The sequence below is a fragment of the Dyadobacter sp. SG02 genome (assembly GCF_900109045.1).
Classification (GTDB): Bacteria; Bacteroidota; Bacteroidia; order Cytophagales; family Spirosomataceae; genus Dyadobacter.
Genome location: NZ_FNYL01000003.1, coordinates 413,068 through 428,451, shown reverse-complemented (window position 1 = coordinate 428,451; position 15,384 = coordinate 413,068). Strand labels below are relative to the sequence as shown.

General features: G+C 49.1%; 17 protein-coding genes. 7 read left to right on the top strand and 10 right to left on the bottom strand.

The window, feature by feature from the left end; genetic code table 11:
* The first annotated feature begins 27 nt into the window (after nt 1-27).
* Nucleotides 28-1,605: a SulP family inorganic anion transporter gene (locus tag BMW93_RS08870; RefSeq protein ID WP_090374856.1), complete on the top strand. Its 1,578-nt coding sequence runs from the start codon at nt 28-30 to the stop codon at nt 1,603-1,605.
* An 85-nt stretch (nt 1,606-1,690) separates the two neighbouring features.
* Here BMW93_RS08870 and BMW93_RS08865 read toward each other — a convergent pair whose 3' ends face one another.
* From BMW93_RS08865 to BMW93_RS08830, 8 genes are all read right to left on the bottom strand, one after another.
* Nucleotides 1,691-2,107, bottom strand: a complete 417-nt coding sequence (locus BMW93_RS08865) for a hypothetical protein (RefSeq protein WP_229240284.1) — start codon at nt 2,105-2,107, stop codon at nt 1,691-1,693.
* Between the two features lie 66 nt (nt 2,108-2,173).
* Nucleotides 2,174-2,614, bottom strand: a complete 441-nt coding sequence (locus BMW93_RS08860) for a hypothetical protein (RefSeq protein WP_090374854.1) — start codon at nt 2,612-2,614, stop codon at nt 2,174-2,176.
* 54 nt (nt 2,615-2,668) lie between these two features.
* Nucleotides 2,669-3,211 carry an RNA polymerase sigma factor gene (locus BMW93_RS08855; RefSeq protein ID WP_090374853.1) on the bottom strand — a complete coding sequence of 181 codons (543 nt, stop codon included), beginning with the start codon at nt 3,209-3,211 and terminating at the stop codon, nt 2,669-2,671.
* Nucleotides 3,212-3,479: 268 nt separating this feature from the next.
* Nucleotides 3,480-4,433 carry a transketolase family protein gene (locus BMW93_RS08850; RefSeq protein ID WP_090374852.1) on the bottom strand — a complete coding sequence of 318 codons (954 nt, stop codon included), beginning with the start codon at nt 4,431-4,433 and terminating at the stop codon, nt 3,480-3,482.
* 50 nt (nt 4,434-4,483) lie between these two features.
* Entirely contained in the window at nt 4,484-5,341 is an 858-nt protein-coding gene (locus tag BMW93_RS08845; protein ID WP_090374851.1) for a transketolase, read from the bottom strand.
* A gap of 106 nt (nt 5,342-5,447) precedes the next feature.
* Nucleotides 5,448-5,906, bottom strand: coding sequence for a thioredoxin-dependent thiol peroxidase (gene bcp / locus BMW93_RS08840; RefSeq protein WP_090374850.1), 459 nt, complete (start codon nt 5,904-5,906; stop codon nt 5,448-5,450).
* A 3-nt stretch (nt 5,907-5,909) separates the two neighbouring features.
* The gene (locus BMW93_RS08835) at nt 5,910-7,868 is read right to left on the bottom strand and encodes a M23 family metallopeptidase (protein ID WP_090374849.1); all 1,959 of its coding nucleotides are present in this window, start codon (nt 7,866-7,868) and stop codon (nt 5,910-5,912) included.
* 53 nt (nt 7,869-7,921) lie between these two features.
* Nucleotides 7,922-8,533 carry a fumarylacetoacetate hydrolase family protein gene (locus tag BMW93_RS08830; protein WP_090374848.1) on the bottom strand — a complete coding sequence of 204 codons (612 nt, stop codon included), beginning with the start codon at nt 8,531-8,533 and terminating at the stop codon, nt 7,922-7,924.
* Between the two features lie 154 nt (nt 8,534-8,687).
* Here BMW93_RS08830 and BMW93_RS35390 point away from each other — a divergent pair, with 154 nt between their 5' ends.
* The 3 genes from BMW93_RS35390 to BMW93_RS08815 all read left to right on the top strand — a co-directional run bounded on the left by BMW93_RS35390 (nt 8,688) and on the right by BMW93_RS08815 (nt 12,332).
* Nucleotides 8,688-9,344, top strand: coding sequence for a C40 family peptidase (locus tag BMW93_RS35390; protein ID WP_177194048.1), 657 nt, complete (start codon nt 8,688-8,690; stop codon nt 9,342-9,344).
* A 118-nt stretch (nt 9,345-9,462) separates the two neighbouring features.
* Nucleotides 9,463-10,683, top strand: a complete 1,221-nt coding sequence (locus BMW93_RS08820) for a hypothetical protein (RefSeq protein ID WP_177194047.1) — start codon at nt 9,463-9,465, stop codon at nt 10,681-10,683.
* Nucleotides 10,680-12,332, top strand: a complete 1,653-nt coding sequence (locus BMW93_RS08815) for a hypothetical protein (protein WP_090374847.1) — start codon at nt 10,680-10,682, stop codon at nt 12,330-12,332. The genes BMW93_RS08820 and BMW93_RS08815 overlap by 4 nt, the downstream gene beginning before the upstream one ends.
* A gap of 18 nt (nt 12,333-12,350) precedes the next feature.
* Here the strand turns inward: BMW93_RS08815 and BMW93_RS08810 are convergent, their stop codons facing one another.
* Nucleotides 12,351-13,007 carry an HAD family phosphatase gene (locus BMW93_RS08810; RefSeq protein ID WP_090374846.1) on the bottom strand — a complete coding sequence of 219 codons (657 nt, stop codon included), beginning with the start codon at nt 13,005-13,007 and terminating at the stop codon, nt 12,351-12,353.
* A gap of 245 nt (nt 13,008-13,252) precedes the next feature.
* On the opposite strand from BMW93_RS08810, the gene BMW93_RS08805 reads away from it, so the two are divergent.
* Nucleotides 13,253-13,705, top strand: a complete 453-nt coding sequence (locus BMW93_RS08805; RefSeq protein ID WP_090374845.1) for a hypothetical protein — start codon at nt 13,253-13,255, stop codon at nt 13,703-13,705.
* A gap of 12 nt (nt 13,706-13,717) precedes the next feature.
* Nucleotides 13,718-14,179, top strand: a complete 462-nt coding sequence (locus BMW93_RS08800) for a hypothetical protein (protein WP_090374844.1) — start codon at nt 13,718-13,720, stop codon at nt 14,177-14,179.
* 74 nt (nt 14,180-14,253) lie between these two features.
* On the opposite strand, the gene BMW93_RS08795 is transcribed toward BMW93_RS08800, so the two are convergent.
* Nucleotides 14,254-14,724: a Dps family protein gene (locus tag BMW93_RS08795; RefSeq protein ID WP_090374843.1), complete on the bottom strand. Its 471-nt coding sequence runs from the start codon at nt 14,722-14,724 to the stop codon at nt 14,254-14,256.
* Nucleotides 14,725-14,928: 204 nt separating this feature from the next.
* Between BMW93_RS08795 and BMW93_RS08790 the strand changes: the two genes are divergently transcribed.
* On the top strand, nt 14,929-15,369 hold the full coding sequence (locus BMW93_RS08790) for a hypothetical protein (RefSeq protein ID WP_090374842.1): 441 nt from the start codon (nt 14,929-14,931) through the stop codon (nt 15,367-15,369).
* Nucleotides 15,370-15,384: the final 15 nt, after the last annotated feature.

Genomic DNA, 15,384 nt, shown 5'->3' with positions numbered 1-15,384 from the left:
ATTTTTGATCCTTATTGAATCAATCGTATGTCATTGAATAATAAAAGTTTGTTCGCCAATATCAAATACGATTTACCTGCCGGGCTTGTCGTATCCCTGGTAGCGCTGCCGTTATGTCTCGGTATCGCGCTAGCCTCGACCGGGCGCTCCGATCTTCTTTTTTCGGGTGTTATTGCCGGTATCGTAGGCGGAATCGTAGTAGGCTCGCTGAGCGGCTCCTCCCTGGGTGTGGCAGGTCCGGCAGCGGGTCTGGTTGTGATTGTACTCAATGCGCTCGATACCCTGGGCAGCTTCGAGGCGTTTTTGCTGGCAGTGGTGCTTGCGGGGGCTTTGCAGATCATCGCAGGCCTTCTCAAAGCCGGTATTATCGGTTATTATTTCCCGTCCTCGGTAATCAAGGGAATGCTGGCAGCCATTGGTATTACCCTGATTTTAAAGGAAATACCACACGCATTCGGCTATGACGCCGATTTCATGGGTGATGAAGCTTTCGCCCAGAAAGATGGCCGGAATACGTTCACGGAGGTATATTATTCATTCAGGTATAACAGCACCGGTGCCATTATCATTTCGGCAATCTCGCTCGCGATGCTGATCCTGTTCGATAAGCCGTTCATGAAGAAAATACAGCTGTTCCGGTACATTCCCGGTGCGTTGTTTGTCGTGTTAACCGGTGTTATTCTGAACCTCGTGTTTGGTTCGGTAGCCCCGCAATGGGTATTGAGTGGTGAGCATATGGTGCAACTTCCGGTTGCTTCAAGCGCAAAGGAGTTTTTCAGTTTTTTCAAAACACCTGATTTCTCCGCATTCAGTAAGCCAGAGGTGTACACGGTAGCCTTAACGTTGGCTATCGTTGCCAGTCTTGAAACACTGCTTTCGGTGGAAGCAACGGACCGTCTCGACCCATTCAAGCGCACTACGCCCACCAATCGCGAATTGATCGCACAGGGCACGGGTAATATGATATCCGGTCTGATCGGCGGTTTGCCCGTGACACAGGTGATCGTCCGCAGTTCCGCCAACATCGATTCCGGAGGAAGGACGAGGCTGAGCACCGTCATTCACGGTACAATCCTCCTTATTTCGGCTGTATTTATTGCCAGATACCTCAACTATATCCCGCTCGCATCACTGGCGGCCATCTTGTTGATGGTGGGTTACAAACTGGCTAAATTAGAGCTGTTTAAGGGCATGTACAAGCTGGGTCTCGAACAATTCATTCCGTTTGTAGTGACGATTATCGCGATCCTGAGTACCGATTTGCTTAAAGGTATCGGTATTGGAATGGTGGTCGCGATCTATTTTATCCTGAAAAAGAATCACAAGCATTCTTACCATTATATCAAAGAAGAGCACCGCGACGGCGAGGTTATCACGCTCCTGCTTTCGGAGGAAGTTACATTCCTGAACAAGGGAAGCATCAGCGCAACGCTGGATAATCTGCCCGACGGCGCTACCGTGGTGATCGACGGTTCCAAGTCGATGAATATCGATTACGATGTCCTCGAAATCATCCAGGATTTCAAAAAACACCAGGCACCACTGCGCAATATCACCCTCGAAACGCGGGGTGTGGGCGAAGTGGAAGCCGTGGGAGCTCATTAGCATTAACCTTCTATAAAGTGAAGGCCCGCCTCCAATATGGAAAGCGGGCCTTTTGCTTTTGTAATAAGTCGACAAGCAGGTTAACTCAATTCTTTTGTTTCAATCGCTGAATCAACATGTCATTAAATGTACGTTCGGCCTTGTACAATTCGATCACCTGACTGGCCGTGATCACTTTCAAAAACTTGTTCTGATATTCCTTTTCAAGATCGAGTTCTTTCTGGCGAAGTTCCTGAACCTCTTTCAGGTTGTTCAGCACCGCCTCGTCGTTCTGACCTTCTGCTTTTTTGTCGTTGATGATCTTCCGCTGAGCCCGGTGTATTTCCCTTCTTTTCTGAGAATACTCGTTGTACATCGGCCAGAAGCCGGTGGATTGCTCGGGCGTCAGGTTAAGGCGGTTGGTAATAATCGCCACCTTGGCATCCTGGATCTTTTTTATTTCTTCTTCGGAACGTCGTTGAGCATTAGCCGTTGTGGACACGGCGCCAATGAATAGGAGCAAAAGAGCAAAAGTGTTCCGATACCGTTTAAATTCAATTTGTAAGTTCATTTCGATTGTTCGTTAGGGTCAAATCTTCTCCGGGGCAACCATAACCTCCTCCAACTGCTGGCGAAGAATATCGTCTTCCAGGCCGTCCAGGTAATTCAGCACCGTCGAATCGGATTCGAATGCCTTCTGAACCACCTTGTGTTCGCTTAAATCGTAATAACTGATGTCCTGGTCTTCCAGGTAGCTGATGATAGAGGCATTACTGATGCCGCTCAGAGGCTCCTGCCCCAGCGATCCCTGGCGCTCCGGTACCGTTACCCACACCAGCACGAGAATCAGCGCCGATGCTGCGGCCAGGCCAACGGAACGTTGCCACGACCAACTTACGAGGGGTTTACGGACGGGCTCCGCGGGGATCCGGGACTGGATCATTTGCGGCAGCTTGTCAAAATAACCTTCCGGCACGGAAAAGGGCGTCTCCCTTTTCAGATCATCCAGCCGTATACGTTTTTTGTCCATGATTATTTATATTTCCTGTCTTGTAAAGGTTTGACCAATGTGAATGCAAATAGTTTAATCCGTATTGTTCAAAAAATCCTCAATTTTTTTAGAAGCCCAATGATATGAGGCTTTTAGCGCCCCTACCGACGTTCCGGTGATCTCTGAAATCTCTTCGTAGGGTAAATCTTCAAAATATTTCAGGTTAAATACCAAACGCTGCTTTTCTGGTAATTTTAATAATGCCTTCTGCAATTTCAGCTGGATCGCGTCGCCGCTTACGTCGGGGTCGGCTTCCAGTTTTTCACTCAGTTCATTCTCGACGTCGTAGATCGGTATGAAATATTTCCGTCGCTTTTTATTGAGAAAATTGATGGCCTCATTGCTGGCAATGCGGTAAAGCCAGGTATAAAACTTGGCATCGCCACGGAAGTTTTCCAGCGCGCTCCATGCTTTGATAAATACGTCCTGGGTAATGTCGTTGGCATCATCATGATCGACCACCATCTTGCGCACCAGCCAATATACTTTTTGCTGGTACTTCCGCACCAGCTGATTGAAAGCGTTCCTCCGCGTTTCGGGATTTTCAAAAAGGGATAATAATTCTTCGTCGGACATTTAATCAGTATTAACCCGATCGTTTTTTAAAGGGAAATCCGCGTGACCAATAATTGTACCAGAGCCGGAAGTCAACGGCGGTCAATAATAGTTTATTTTTTGGTTCAGGGCAAATAAAAAGAGCCCAGCCCGAGCAAAAAACAGGTTTTGCAAAAGGCTGGGTCCAATTCCGTCGACTCAAGTCGGCGGTAGGGAAAAAATCTGGTACGCAAGACGCTCCTTAGTCCAATTCCGTCGACTTAAGTCGACGGTAAGGGGATGGGCAAGATTATTTTCTTGCGATGGCGCGTTTTGCGGCTTCTACGATATGCTTCGCATCCAGACCGTATTTTTCAAGGAGCTGTGCAGGCGTGCCGCTTTCTCCGAAGCTGTCGTTCACTGCCACATATTCCTGCGGAACTAGCTTGTTTTTAACCAAAACCTGCGCAACGCTGTCGCCTAGGCCACCAATGCGGTTGTGCTCTTCGGCTGTTACCACGCAACCTGTTTTTTCAACAGATTTCAGGATCGCTTCCTCGTCGAGTGGCTTAATGGTGTGGATATTGATGATCTCGGCATTGATACCCTCCGCTTCGAGGATTTCGCCTGCCTGGATCGCTTCCCATACCATGTGACCGGTAGCGATGATACTTACGTCCGTACCTTCGTTGACCATCCATGCTTTTCCAATTTCAAACTTCTGATCCGGATCGGTGAAAATAGGAATCACCGGACGACCGAAACGCAGGTAAACCGGTCCATCGTAATCAGCAATGGCGATGGTGGCAGCCTTGGTTTGGTTGTAATCGCAAGGGTTGATAACCGTCATGCCCGGAAGCATTTTCATCATACCGATATCTTCCAGGATCTGATGGGTAGCACCGTCCTCTCCCAATGTAAGACCTGCGTGTGAAGCACAGATTTTCACGTTTTTGTTAGAATATGCTACGCTCTGACGGATCTGATCGTAAACACGGCCAGTTGCGAAGTTCGCGAAAGTAGTAGCGAAAGGAATTTTACCTCCGATGGTCAAACCGGCCGAAACACCGATCATATTAGCCTCGGAAATACCGCATTGGATAAAACGCTCAGGGTTCTCTTTGATGAACGGTTCGAGTTTCAAAGAACCAACGAGGTCGGCGCAAAGCGCTACGACGTTGGGATTTTGTTGACCCAGCACGTGCATTCCGGCACCGAAGCCCGAACGCGTATCTTTCTTCTCAGTGAAGGTGTATTTTTTCATTTTGAATATGTCTGTTTATGAAACCGCGCATTACTGCGCTGGTCCGGATATTAATAATCTCCCAAAGTTTCGTCAAGCTGAGCCAGTGCCGCCGCCAATTGCTCGTCGTTTGGCGCTACACCGTGCCATTTGTGGCTGCCCATCATGAAGTCGACGCCGTAGCCCATGCCGGTGTGGAGCAATACCATGATCGGTCTGCCATGTCCCAGACGGCCTTTCGCTTCATACAGGCCTTTCAGCACTGCCGCCATGTCGTTTCCTTCTTCGATAGAGATTACTTCCCATCCGAATGCTTCATATTTGGCACCCAGGTCGCGGTTGTTCATTACCTTGACAGTCGGGCCATCGATTTGCTGGCCGTTAAGGTCAATAAATGCAATCAGGTTATCCACCTGGTGGTGCGGTGCGAAAGTAGCGGCTTCCCAAACCTGGCCTTCCTGCTGCTCGCCGTCGCCCATCAGTACATATACCGTTCCTTTGTCATTGTTCAGTTTCTTAGCCGTTGCCGCGCCCAATGCTACCGACAATCCCTGGCCCAGTGAGCCTGACGCGATGCGGATACCTTCGAGGTGCTCGTGCGTGGTGGGATGCCCTTGCAGACGTGAATTCAGCTTGCGGAAAGTAGCCAGCTCAGATACAGGAAAATAGCCCTTGCGTGCCAATACGCTGTACCAAACCGGGGAAATATGACCGTTCGAAAGGAAGAAAAGGTCTTCGTCCTTGCCATTCATATCGAATACGACCTTGCCGTCATTCTCTTTAAGCTTCATGCGCTCAAAGTACAATGCTACCAACAATTCGGTGCAACCCAGCGACCCGCCAGGGTGACCCGACTGACAACCATGTACCATTCGTACGATGTCCCTGCGAACCTGGGATGCTACTTTTTCTAATTGTTCAATTTCCATTTTTATTTATTTTCTATTGGACTGTCCTTAATCGGTTTATCCGAAGCTCAGAACGATTTAGGCGGCGTAAATGTCCTGCTATTCGGAATGTTAAAATGACTGATTATTATTCAGTTTTTCCAAGAATTTGATCAGTGTGTTTCGACGATTCCACTTTGGAAATGATCTCCTCAATGATCCCTTTTTTGTTGATGACGAAAGTTGTGCGGAGTACACCCATGTAGGTCCGTCCAAAAGTTGTTTTTTCTCCCCAAACGCCGTAAGCCTCAATCATTTTGTGCTCCGTATCAGCCAGAAGGGGGAATGGGAGGCCATGTTTTTTGATAAATCTCTGATGCGATTTTTCGCTGTCGGGGCTCACTCCGAACACTTTATAACCCTTTTTCAGGAGCGCTCCGTAGTTGTCCCGGATATTGCAGGCCTGATTGGTACAGGTAGGCGTATTATCTTTGGGATAAAAGTACAAAACGACTTTTTCTCCTTTCAAATCCGACAGTTTTACTTCGTTTCCATCCTGGTCTTTTACTGAAAATTTTGGTGCGGGGTCACCCACTTGTAGTCCCATAATCTATCTCCTGCGTTTTCTGGTTTTTTTAGGTTTAACAACCAGGTCTACCAATTCTGTTCGCAAGATAGTACTATTTCCCGCCCTATCTGTTACCTCCAACTCGAGTTCGCCATCAAAAACCTGGTTTTCATCAAGTTTTTCCGACCAGATATAGCCCTTTTTAAAGTCATAATTCAGTAGCACCCACTCCCCGTTTACGAGTGCTTTAAAATTGGCTATCCCCGACAAGCCATCGCCGATATAGCCCCGGATGCTCTTCTTGCTATGCTCGACCAGCCGCACGCGCGGCGGCACGGTATCTTGCTGGATCACGAACGTACCCAGCTCGCGCGTATCGAAACGGATCAGGTCACCATCCCATTTACCGCCCAGAAAACGATAGTCGCCGTTCAGGTAACGGTACATGTAAGTATGCGACTTGTCTTCCGGCACTTTTTCGGGCGTGAATGTCACATGAATGTAGTCGTTCAATGCAGTGCCCCGATTGTTGATAGTCAATGCATTGAAATTACGCTGGCCCATTAAAAAGAGCGTATCAAACAAGCTGGTATTATCAAAATCCACCGACCATTTTGGCTCTTTGAATGACGACGCGATCCCCGGCAGTACCTCACTGCGCAGAAATGTCTTCACCGTCGTCGTACCCACTTTCACGGAATCCGGCATTTCTTTCCGCAAATCAGTCAGGAAAACCGCCGATTCGCCTGCGTACAGGTTAGGGACTTTCTTCTCCTCTTTTCCTTTAATATAGAATGTTGCGAAAGGCTCCTGGCTCCGGTAGTATTTCGCTTTCACGACCAATGTGTTCTCCCTGATTTCAGTTTGCACATATTCCGGATTTACTTCGGTATTGTAAACCGGCAACGGCGGGTTCTGTGGCTCGCCTTTGACCGTGAATATCAGCTCGGAGAAGTTTTCATAGGAATCCGAAATGCGGACTTTCACCTCGTGGCTCAATGTGTCAGCAATATTCAGTTTGCCATTAATCGCATTGGTTTTGTATAAATTGAATTGATTCCCGTCCGGAACATAGCATTTCAGGAAACGCTGACCGGTCGCCTGCTCGGTTTCATAGTCGATGAGGTTGTTGTAGTCACGGGTAGAGGCATTTGGAAACACTTCAATATTGTAGGAAAATACTTCCTGCCCGTCCATTTTAATTTCAATGCATTGCAAACCATAACGGAAGCCGGTGCCTGTCATCTGGTCAAATGCTATGAGATCCAGGCCGACAATGCCTGTTGCCGAAACCGGCTCGGACAAACGCCAGGAACCATCTTTTAGTTTTACCGGTGTGTAAACCCGACGATCGAACTGCCCGTTCACCCTGCCGTTAATGTCCATCGGCCTGATGGCGAGATTAACGAATTTCGGAGGCGTAACATCCTTGATTTCGTCAAAGCCGAAATACAACGGGTTAAGGTAATTATCCTTCGAATCCCGCACTTCGAAATGCAAATGCGGCCCGGCCGAACCGCCTGTGTTACCCGACAATGCGATTACCTCGCCCTTTTTGAATGGAAACTGGCCCGACTCGGGAAAAAGGTCGATCTCGAATGTCTGCTTTTTATATTGCTCCTGCCGCACCCAGGTCGCTAACGGATCGCCGAATTTGAGCAAATGGCCATACACCGTGGTTTGCCCGTTCGGGTGCCGCAAATAGATCACATTACCGTAACCCGTGCGCTGAACAGCCACTTTGTACACGTAACCTTCCGCCGCTGCGTACACAGGCAGGCCCTCGCGCTGCTGGGTACGGATGTCCAGGCCCGCGTGAAAGTGGTTGCTGCGCAAATCGCCCAGCCCGCCCGCCAGCGAATTGGGCAAACCCGGACGGATCGGAAACTGATAGTAACCTTTTGGATACGATTGTTTTTGGGCGAAAGATTCCTGTACAACACCTGCCAAACCCAATACAAACAGCCCGGAACGGACAAATGCCCGAAAATAATGACGCATGAAAAAGTGTATGAATTGTCGGCACACCGACGGGGTGATATGAAGAGTACGGTTTACTTAACGAACAGTTCGAGCATCTTCTTGCCTTCGATCGAGGCCGTCAGCTTGTCGCCGATTTTCACCGGACCCACGCCCTTAGGCGTTCCCGTGAAGATGAGGTCGCCTTTTTTGAGCATAAAATATTTGGAAACAAAGGAGATCAGGTAGTCGATGCGGTAGATCATCAGCGACGAGTTCCCGTTCTGCCGCGTCTCGCCATTGACGTCCAGACTAAAATTAATATCCTGAACATCCGCAAAATCCGCAACCGGCACAAATTCCGAAACCGGCGCCGAACCGTTGAATGCCTTCGCGAGCTCCCAGGGAAGCCCTTTCGCTTTCAGCTCCGATTGCAGATCACGGGCCGTGAAATCGATTCCGATCCCTATTTCACTATAATATTTGTGCGCGAATTTTTCCTCGATATTCTTTCCCACCTTATCGATCTTCACTACGAGTTCTACTTCGTAATGAACGTCTTTGGAGAAATCGGGGTAATAAAAATCATCTCCGAGGCGGATCTGTGCGGTTTCAGGTTTCAGGAATATAACAGGGGAATCGGGTGTCTGGTTGTTCAATTCGGCGATATGCTCTGCGTAATTCCGGCCTACACAAATAATTTTCATCAGGGATCAAATGCTAATTTAAAAGGAATGAACGTCAGGGACAAAGCTACTTACAAAGCCGGGGCCTCACAATATTTGTCACAATTTTTCAGGCCCGATTGCAGTTAAAATAGTAAGTTGTTTGAAAAAGTAATCAGGCCAATTCCGCTTACGCATGAAGAAGTACCTTTCCCAATCCCTTTCCTGCACGATTTTCACGCTCCTGATCTCTACGTTACTATTCTCATGCGAAGTGTTCCGTACAACACCGGAAAGAAATACCTCGTCGCGTACAGCCACAAGAGGCCGCACCTCGCCCAGCCGGAGGCCGCCTGCGCGGAAGCCCGTAGCGAAAGCCCCTGCACGCAAACCGTCTGACCGCAAACCCGCGCCCGCACGAAGCACCACCACTTACTCACGCCCCGGCGAAGCCAATACGGCAAATGTACCCGAGGTAGTTCAAATCGCCCGAACCTACACCGGCACGCCGTACCGCTCAGGCGGCAACGACAAAGGCGGCATCGACTGTTCCGGCCTCATTTGCCAGGTCTATTCCGAAATGGGCGTGAAAGTGCCCCGCATTTCATGGCAGCAATCCGAATTCGGGCAGGAAGTGGGCAGCGTCGCCGATATCAAGCCCGGCGACTGGTTGTTTTTCGTACCCGAAGCCGGTAAGGAAGGCTACGTGTCGCATGCAGGCATCGTTACCGACGTTCGCGGGCGCGACGAGATCATATTCATCCACGCTTCCACCTCCCGCGGCGTACGCGAGGACAATTTGTTTTCGACCTATTTTAAAGGTCGTTTCGTGAAAGCCATGCGGCCTTTCTGAGCGAACCGACCGTTCACGAACTTCGCCTGATCAAAATACACAATAGCCATAGGGGTAGCGCGGAATCTGGTTGTCCTTTTCGAAATTTGCAGTCATAACTCAATTTCCTCTCCGCATTATGGAAGACACCATCGCTCCTCCGCCGATATCCGGCGACCGGACATTCACCATGCAGGCCAGTCCGGGCATCCCCGTTTACATTTACGCAACCGTTTTCGCATCGTTTTGCGTGATCACCGGGCTTATCTGGGATATTTGCTGGCACATGAGCATCGGCCGCGACGGGCTGTTGTCACCACCGCATTTAGTCATTTACCTTGGCGCCGTCGTGGCCGGACTGTTTTCGGGTTATGAGATTTTGAGAAAGACATTCTGGGGAAATGACATTGAAAAAGCCGCCAGCGTCAAAATCTGGGGCTTCTTTTACAGTTCGCTAGGCTCGCTATTCTGCGTCTGGGGGGCGCTATCCATGCTCACTTCTGCGCCTTTCGACGACTGGTGGCACAATACCTACGGATTGGACGTTACGATCCTCTCCCCGCCGCATACCGTATTGATACTCGGCATTATCGGCATCCAGTTTGGCGCGATGATCAGCGTGATTGCCGTAAAAAACCAGATGAAACTTTGGGGCAGTTTCGGAGAAGAAAGGGCCAAGGCTTTGGATAAAACACTTTTCTGGCTGTTCGCATTATCGGCCGGTTTTCTTTTAACTATTTGGTTTACATTAATTTCCGAGGAACTGGGCAGAATGCGTGTGCACCGGTCGAGCTACTACATATTTGCGGGCGCTGCGTTTCCGCTGCTGCTGATAGCCGTTGGGAAGGCCGTTTCGCACAAATGGGCGGTTACCGCCGTCGCGGGGGTTTACACCGCATTAATGCTCGGCACGCTGTGGATCATCCCGCTTTTTCCGGCGGAACCCAAACTCGGGCCTATCCTGAACCACATTACCCATTACCAGGGTTTTCATTTCCCGCTTCTGCTCATCGCCCCGGCGATTGTGATCGATATCCTGCGTTACCGCTTCGCGCATTGGAACGACTGGAAGCTCGCATTACTGCTCGGCACCGCATTTCTGGTTGTATTCTTTGTCGTGCAATGGTTTTTCGGCGGATTTCTGATGGAATCACCCTATGCACGAAACTGGTTCTTCGGAAGCCACTACTGGTATTTCGGGAACGACCCCGACTGGGAATACCGCTACAAATTCGGGCCGTGGATGGTGGAAGAGTTGCCCGAATTGCTCAAAGGCCTGGGCATTGCATTGGTATCAACATTAATCTCAACCCGCATCGGACTGGCGTGGGGTAACTGGATGCACAAAATTCAACGATGAAAAGATATATTTCCCTCATTCTATTAATGTTGCTCAGCGCTACCTCGTATGCGCACGTGGGCAGCGCGGGCGTGCAAATGCAGGCGCAGGCGGGCGCGTACAAGGTGCTCGTGAGCGTTACCCCTCCCGACGTAATTCCGGGAACGGCCCAGGTTTCTGTTTTTATTGAATACGGCGAGGCTCGAAAAGTGTCGGTACGGCCGATTTACTTTTACTCGGGTGACAAAGGCGCGCCTACTTCCGATCCGCTGGCGCCGGTTCCCGGGCAGAAAGGGCAGTTTCAGGGAGCCGTTTGGCTGATGGAACCGGGCTCGTCCAGCGCGCAGATCAGCATCCAGGGCATGCAGGGCGACGCAGAATTGATCGTCCCCATTGTAGCGGTATCAACCGCCGAGCGCGAGATGCCGAAAGGACTGGGCATTACCCTCAGCATTCTCGGGTTGCTGCTTTTCCTGCTCATGATCACAACCATCGGTGCGAGTGTGAGCGACGGTCTTTTGAAACCCGGCCAAAACCTCACCGCGGCACAGAAAAAGAAGCGCTGGATCAATATGGGTATCGCTACCGTAGTATGCTCGCTGATTCTCTATGGCGGAAGCAGCTGGTGGGATAGCTGGGCTGCTGAATATAAACAGTGGTTGTATAAACCTTTAAAAGCCAAAACCGCCGTCATCGAAGCGGATTCCCAACGGGTTTTTCAATTAAAAATAGACACTACCACTTGGGATCACCGGATGAAAGGAAGTATGCTCAGCACATTGATCCCCGATCATGGGAAGATCATGCATACATTCCTCGTCCGCACGCCGGGGCTCGACGCATTTGCGCACGTCCACCCCGACCGCAAGGATAGCCTCACATTCGAAGCCGCATTGCCCGATCTTCCGGCAGGGAAGTACCTCGTTTATTCGGATATTGTACAATACACCGGCTTTGCGGAAACGATCGTCGACACGCTGGTGATTCCTGCAAAACCGGCAACGCGTATTACAAAAGCATTATCCGAAGACGATACCTACATTATTACTGACCCGCTCGATACCCCGGGCAAGGTTCCAATGGGTGAAAATGTGGTCATTTGTGGGAAACCGGGTACTAAAACGGTTTTCAAGGACGGCTCCTACGCCATTTGGGAAGGCAAGCCGGACAAGGCACTCGAAGCCGGGAAGCCTTATCAGCTCAATTTTGAAATATTCAATCCGGACAACAGCCCGTGCTTCCCGGAACCTTATCTGGGAATGCTCGGCCATGCGGTGATTATGCGCTCCGACGGTTCGGTGTACATTCACCTGCACCCGAGCGGCTCCTACTCGATGGCCGCCGAGCAATCTTTCGAAAGCCGCATTTCGGATACGGCACATGTGGCCAAATGGCCCAAACCGGGCGTTTTCCGAGACAGCATCGACCGGCATTTAGCCAATCTCAAAGCCATGCCGACCGTAGATCGCGAGATATTCCTCATGAAAGAAATGGGCATGTACAATGTCGCCGAAGGCGGTATGACCGGCATGGAACACGGCACACGCATTTCATTCCCCTATGCATTCCCGAAAGGCGGACAATACCGTATTTTCCTTCAAATTAAAAGAAACGAAAAAGTGCTGACCGGCGCTTTCGACGTGAAGGTCAGCGACCCGGTTACTTTATAACATTTCGGAATCCTGCATTTAAAAGAGCGCAGCGATCTTTTCGTAGGAGAGGTCGCTGTAATCGTTTATATAAAGATTGCAAGGCGGCAATTCCTCACGCGTATGCGAGCTAAGCACGCCTACCACACGCATACCCGCATTGAGCGCGGCCGAGACGCCCGAGAATGAATCTTCGAATACTACGCACTGGCCAGGTCCGACACCCAGATTTTTCGCCGAGCTAAGGTAAACTTCGGGATCTGGCTTATGCTTTTTCACGTCTTCGCTGGCCAGAATCGAACCCAGCATTTCCTGAATGGGCACCTTGCCGAGAATCAGATCGAGATTCGCCCGCGGTGCAGAGGTAGCCACGCCAAGTACGGCCCCATTAGCCTTCAAATCGTGCATAAAATCGACAATGCCTTTGATAGGGTCGACATAAGGCGCATACAGTTCACGAAAAAGCCCTTCTTTCTCCTCTTCCATTTGCAACAATTCCTCCCCTTCGATCACCCGTTGCAGAAAATGGCTTAGAATATAGCTATTGCTTTTGCCATACATGTGTTGGGCAAATTCCTCTTCGGTAGGAGAAAGGTTTCGTTTTGAAAAAAATTCGCGGAAGGCGCGGGAATGGTAAGGATTGGTATGGACAATCACACCGTCCATATCGAAAATGACTGCTAATTTTTCTTTCATCCCGTAAAGTTAACCATCAGAAAACCTTCCTGAAAATGAAATACAGAAGTAAAAATGATTATGTCAATTGAAATAGTTTGACAACTTTAATGCAAACTTTTTACAAACAACTGACTATTTTATGGAGCATTCTATTAAATTTACCCGCAACGCCTCACACTATTTGCCCAAAACTTCCTTAAATTCAATACAATAATCCAAGTCCCCGATTTACCCGACCAATATCCGATCAATTAATTGCGTATATGAATGAATTAGAACGAGCTGGCAATGGATTCGACGGTCATGCGCTTTCGAAGCCAAAAACGCTCACTTCCCTCGAAGTGTATGATCAGTACGGCGCCATGGCATATGGCATTATATTACAAATTTTGCCCCAGGTGCATCTGGCACAGGAAGTCCTGGTAAGCGTATTTTCTTCTCCGCAATTGCAGTCCTGTAACAGTTACCCTTTTACCTTTGCCGCGTGCGTGATTAAGCTGGCGCGTGCCAAAGCGGTGGAAGCCAAGCGCAAACTAACCGCCCTCGCCCCGGCAGGAGCCGAATATGCGCAGGGAGACGCAACTCCGCAAAGCATTTTCGATCTGGCATTCCGCCAGGGCTTTACACCGGAAGAGGTAGCAGGCAAACTGAACATTTCCAAAACAGAAGTGCTCCGTTCGTTTCACGAGTTTTTCAAATCATATCGCAACGCATAAATCTTACACACATTGAGCAAACAGGAATTTATCGAGAGCGGTATTCTCGAATCACATTTAATGGGGCTTGCCAGCGAAGAAGAGCAGGAGCTCGTTGCGGAAATGATGCTGTCGGACAGTGAAATGTCCGTATATGTCAATGATCTCGAAGACGATATCAAACGCTATTTTGCGGAGGGTTCGGTGCCTCCTCCCGAGGCGGTAAGGGAAATCATATTGCTTCGTAGTATCCGCGAGAAAAAAGGCCGGAGCAGCTACGACGTGGGAGAACCAGCGGATGCGAAACAATACCTCGACGTGGAGGTGAACGACACGCACATGAAGGTGCATAAATTGTGGCGCCCCGCATTCATCGCCGTATTCATCCTGTCGAAAATCTTCCTGATCGCCGGTTTATATTTCTATTTTAAATCAAAAGCGCAGCAGGAAGAAATCGAAAAGATCAAAACTGAAATGTTGCTGAATCACAAGTAAAAATATCGACCTGTACACACGAAAGCCGGCGGACCTTACGATCCGACCGGCTTTTTTATATTCGTTACACTCCCCTATTTCAGGAATGCCCGGAGCATCCAGGCCATTTTCTCGTGCTCTCTCAGCAGGCCGGTCACGTAGTCGCTTGATCCCAGATCTTTGTAAGTATCTGCAAATTCAGTCACCAACGGACGAAGCAGGCGAATAATCGTTTCGTGGTCGTCGAGCAGGTTTTGGAGCTGCGATTTGGGGTCGGTGGTATATTCCTGTTCGAGCAGGTCTGTGAGTTTGAGGATATCTGACAACCGGGCTTCCGAATAGTGTCCGATGGCGCGGATGCGCTCTGCGATATCGTCGAGGATCACCTGCAATTGCTCGTATTGTCCTTCAAACAGCTTATGCAGTTCGAAGAAATTCATTCCACCGATATTCCAGTGGTAGTTGCGGGTTTTGGTATAAAGTACAAACTCGTTGGCGAGCAACTTGTTCAACTGGTAGGCTACTGCCTGGGTATGCTCGTCAGATATTCCGATGTTGGTTTTCATGCGTCTTTTTGTGTTATAGTTGATTGTGTTAATTCGTATACGTAACCAAAGCTAATCGGTAAAAAGTTGCCCTGCAATGTCAAAAATTGTGATTTCGATGACAATTTTTACCGCAGGAAAATTGCCTTGTAGAAGAAGCGTTACCAAAGCTCCGTTCTTCCGTATAGGTAGGAAAGAATTGTTATATTTGTTAACCTATCTTTTATGAAAGACAGCGAAAGGATCAGTAATCTGGAAGAAATGACGGCAGATATCTATCTTATTCTCGACAGAATTGACAACGATCTCAAAAAGATACGGTTGCTCGATATTAACCTGGCCAATGACATCCGGTCTGTTGCTTCTATGGCCGCGAAGACAAAGCGTCAACAGCAAATCTATGGGATGAAACATGCGAAATTGCATCGAACGCTTCTGGATGTCTTTGCGATTGCCCGAAAAAACGCCATCAATATTGAGAACTACGCAAGAAACACGCTCGGTAAGGACGATCTTTCGCTATTGTACGAATATATGATGAGAAAGTTTGATCTGGCGAAGGAACATACCGATCGCCTGGAAGCGGCATTGAGAAAACATAGAGGCAAAACCAAAAGGCTCGATGACAGTATCGAGGCTATCAAAAGAAAATTAGACAACCTATAACACCCCGAGTACATT

What these genes read in the sequence shown, in the direction of transcription:
- BMW93_RS08790 (WP_090374842.1), top strand. Translation starts at nt 14,929, where the DNA reads ATGAAAGACAGCGAAAGGATCAGTAATCTGGAAGAAATGACGGCAGAT.
- BMW93_RS08830 (WP_090374848.1), bottom strand. Translation starts at nt 8,533, where the DNA reads ATGAAAATTATTTGTGTAGGCCGGAATTACGCAGAGCATATCGCCGAA.
- BMW93_RS08845 (WP_090374851.1), bottom strand. Translation starts at nt 5,341, where the DNA reads ATGGAAATTGAACAATTAGAAAAAGTAGCATCCCAGGTTCGCAGGGAC.
- BMW93_RS08835 (WP_090374849.1), bottom strand. Translation starts at nt 7,868, where the DNA reads ATGCGTCATTATTTTCGGGCATTTGTCCGTTCCGGGCTGTTTGTATTG.
- bcp (WP_090374850.1), bottom strand. Translation starts at nt 5,906, where the DNA reads ATGGGACTACAAGTGGGTGACCCCGCACCAAAATTTTCAGTAAAAGAC.
- BMW93_RS08855 (WP_090374853.1), bottom strand. Translation starts at nt 3,211, where the DNA reads ATGTCCGACGAAGAATTATTATCCCTTTTTGAAAATCCCGAAACGCGG.
- BMW93_RS08810 (WP_090374846.1), bottom strand. Translation starts at nt 13,007, where the DNA reads ATGAAAGAAAAATTAGCAGTCATTTTCGATATGGACGGTGTGATTGTC.
- BMW93_RS08815 (WP_090374847.1), top strand. Translation starts at nt 10,680, where the DNA reads ATGAAAAGATATATTTCCCTCATTCTATTAATGTTGCTCAGCGCTACC.
- BMW93_RS35390 (WP_177194048.1), top strand. Translation starts at nt 8,688, where the DNA reads ATGAAGAAGTACCTTTCCCAATCCCTTTCCTGCACGATTTTCACGCTC.
- BMW93_RS08805 (WP_090374845.1), top strand. Translation starts at nt 13,253, where the DNA reads ATGAATGAATTAGAACGAGCTGGCAATGGATTCGACGGTCATGCGCTT.
- BMW93_RS08870 (WP_090374856.1), top strand. Translation starts at nt 28, where the DNA reads ATGTCATTGAATAATAAAAGTTTGTTCGCCAATATCAAATACGATTTA.
- BMW93_RS08795 (WP_090374843.1), bottom strand. Translation starts at nt 14,724, where the DNA reads ATGAAAACCAACATCGGAATATCTGACGAGCATACCCAGGCAGTAGCC.
- BMW93_RS08860 (WP_090374854.1), bottom strand. Translation starts at nt 2,614, where the DNA reads ATGGACAAAAAACGTATACGGCTGGATGATCTGAAAAGGGAGACGCCC.
- BMW93_RS08850 (WP_090374852.1), bottom strand. Translation starts at nt 4,433, where the DNA reads ATGAAAAAATACACCTTCACTGAGAAGAAAGATACGCGTTCGGGCTTC.
- BMW93_RS08820 (WP_177194047.1), top strand. Translation starts at nt 9,463, where the DNA reads ATGGAAGACACCATCGCTCCTCCGCCGATATCCGGCGACCGGACATTC.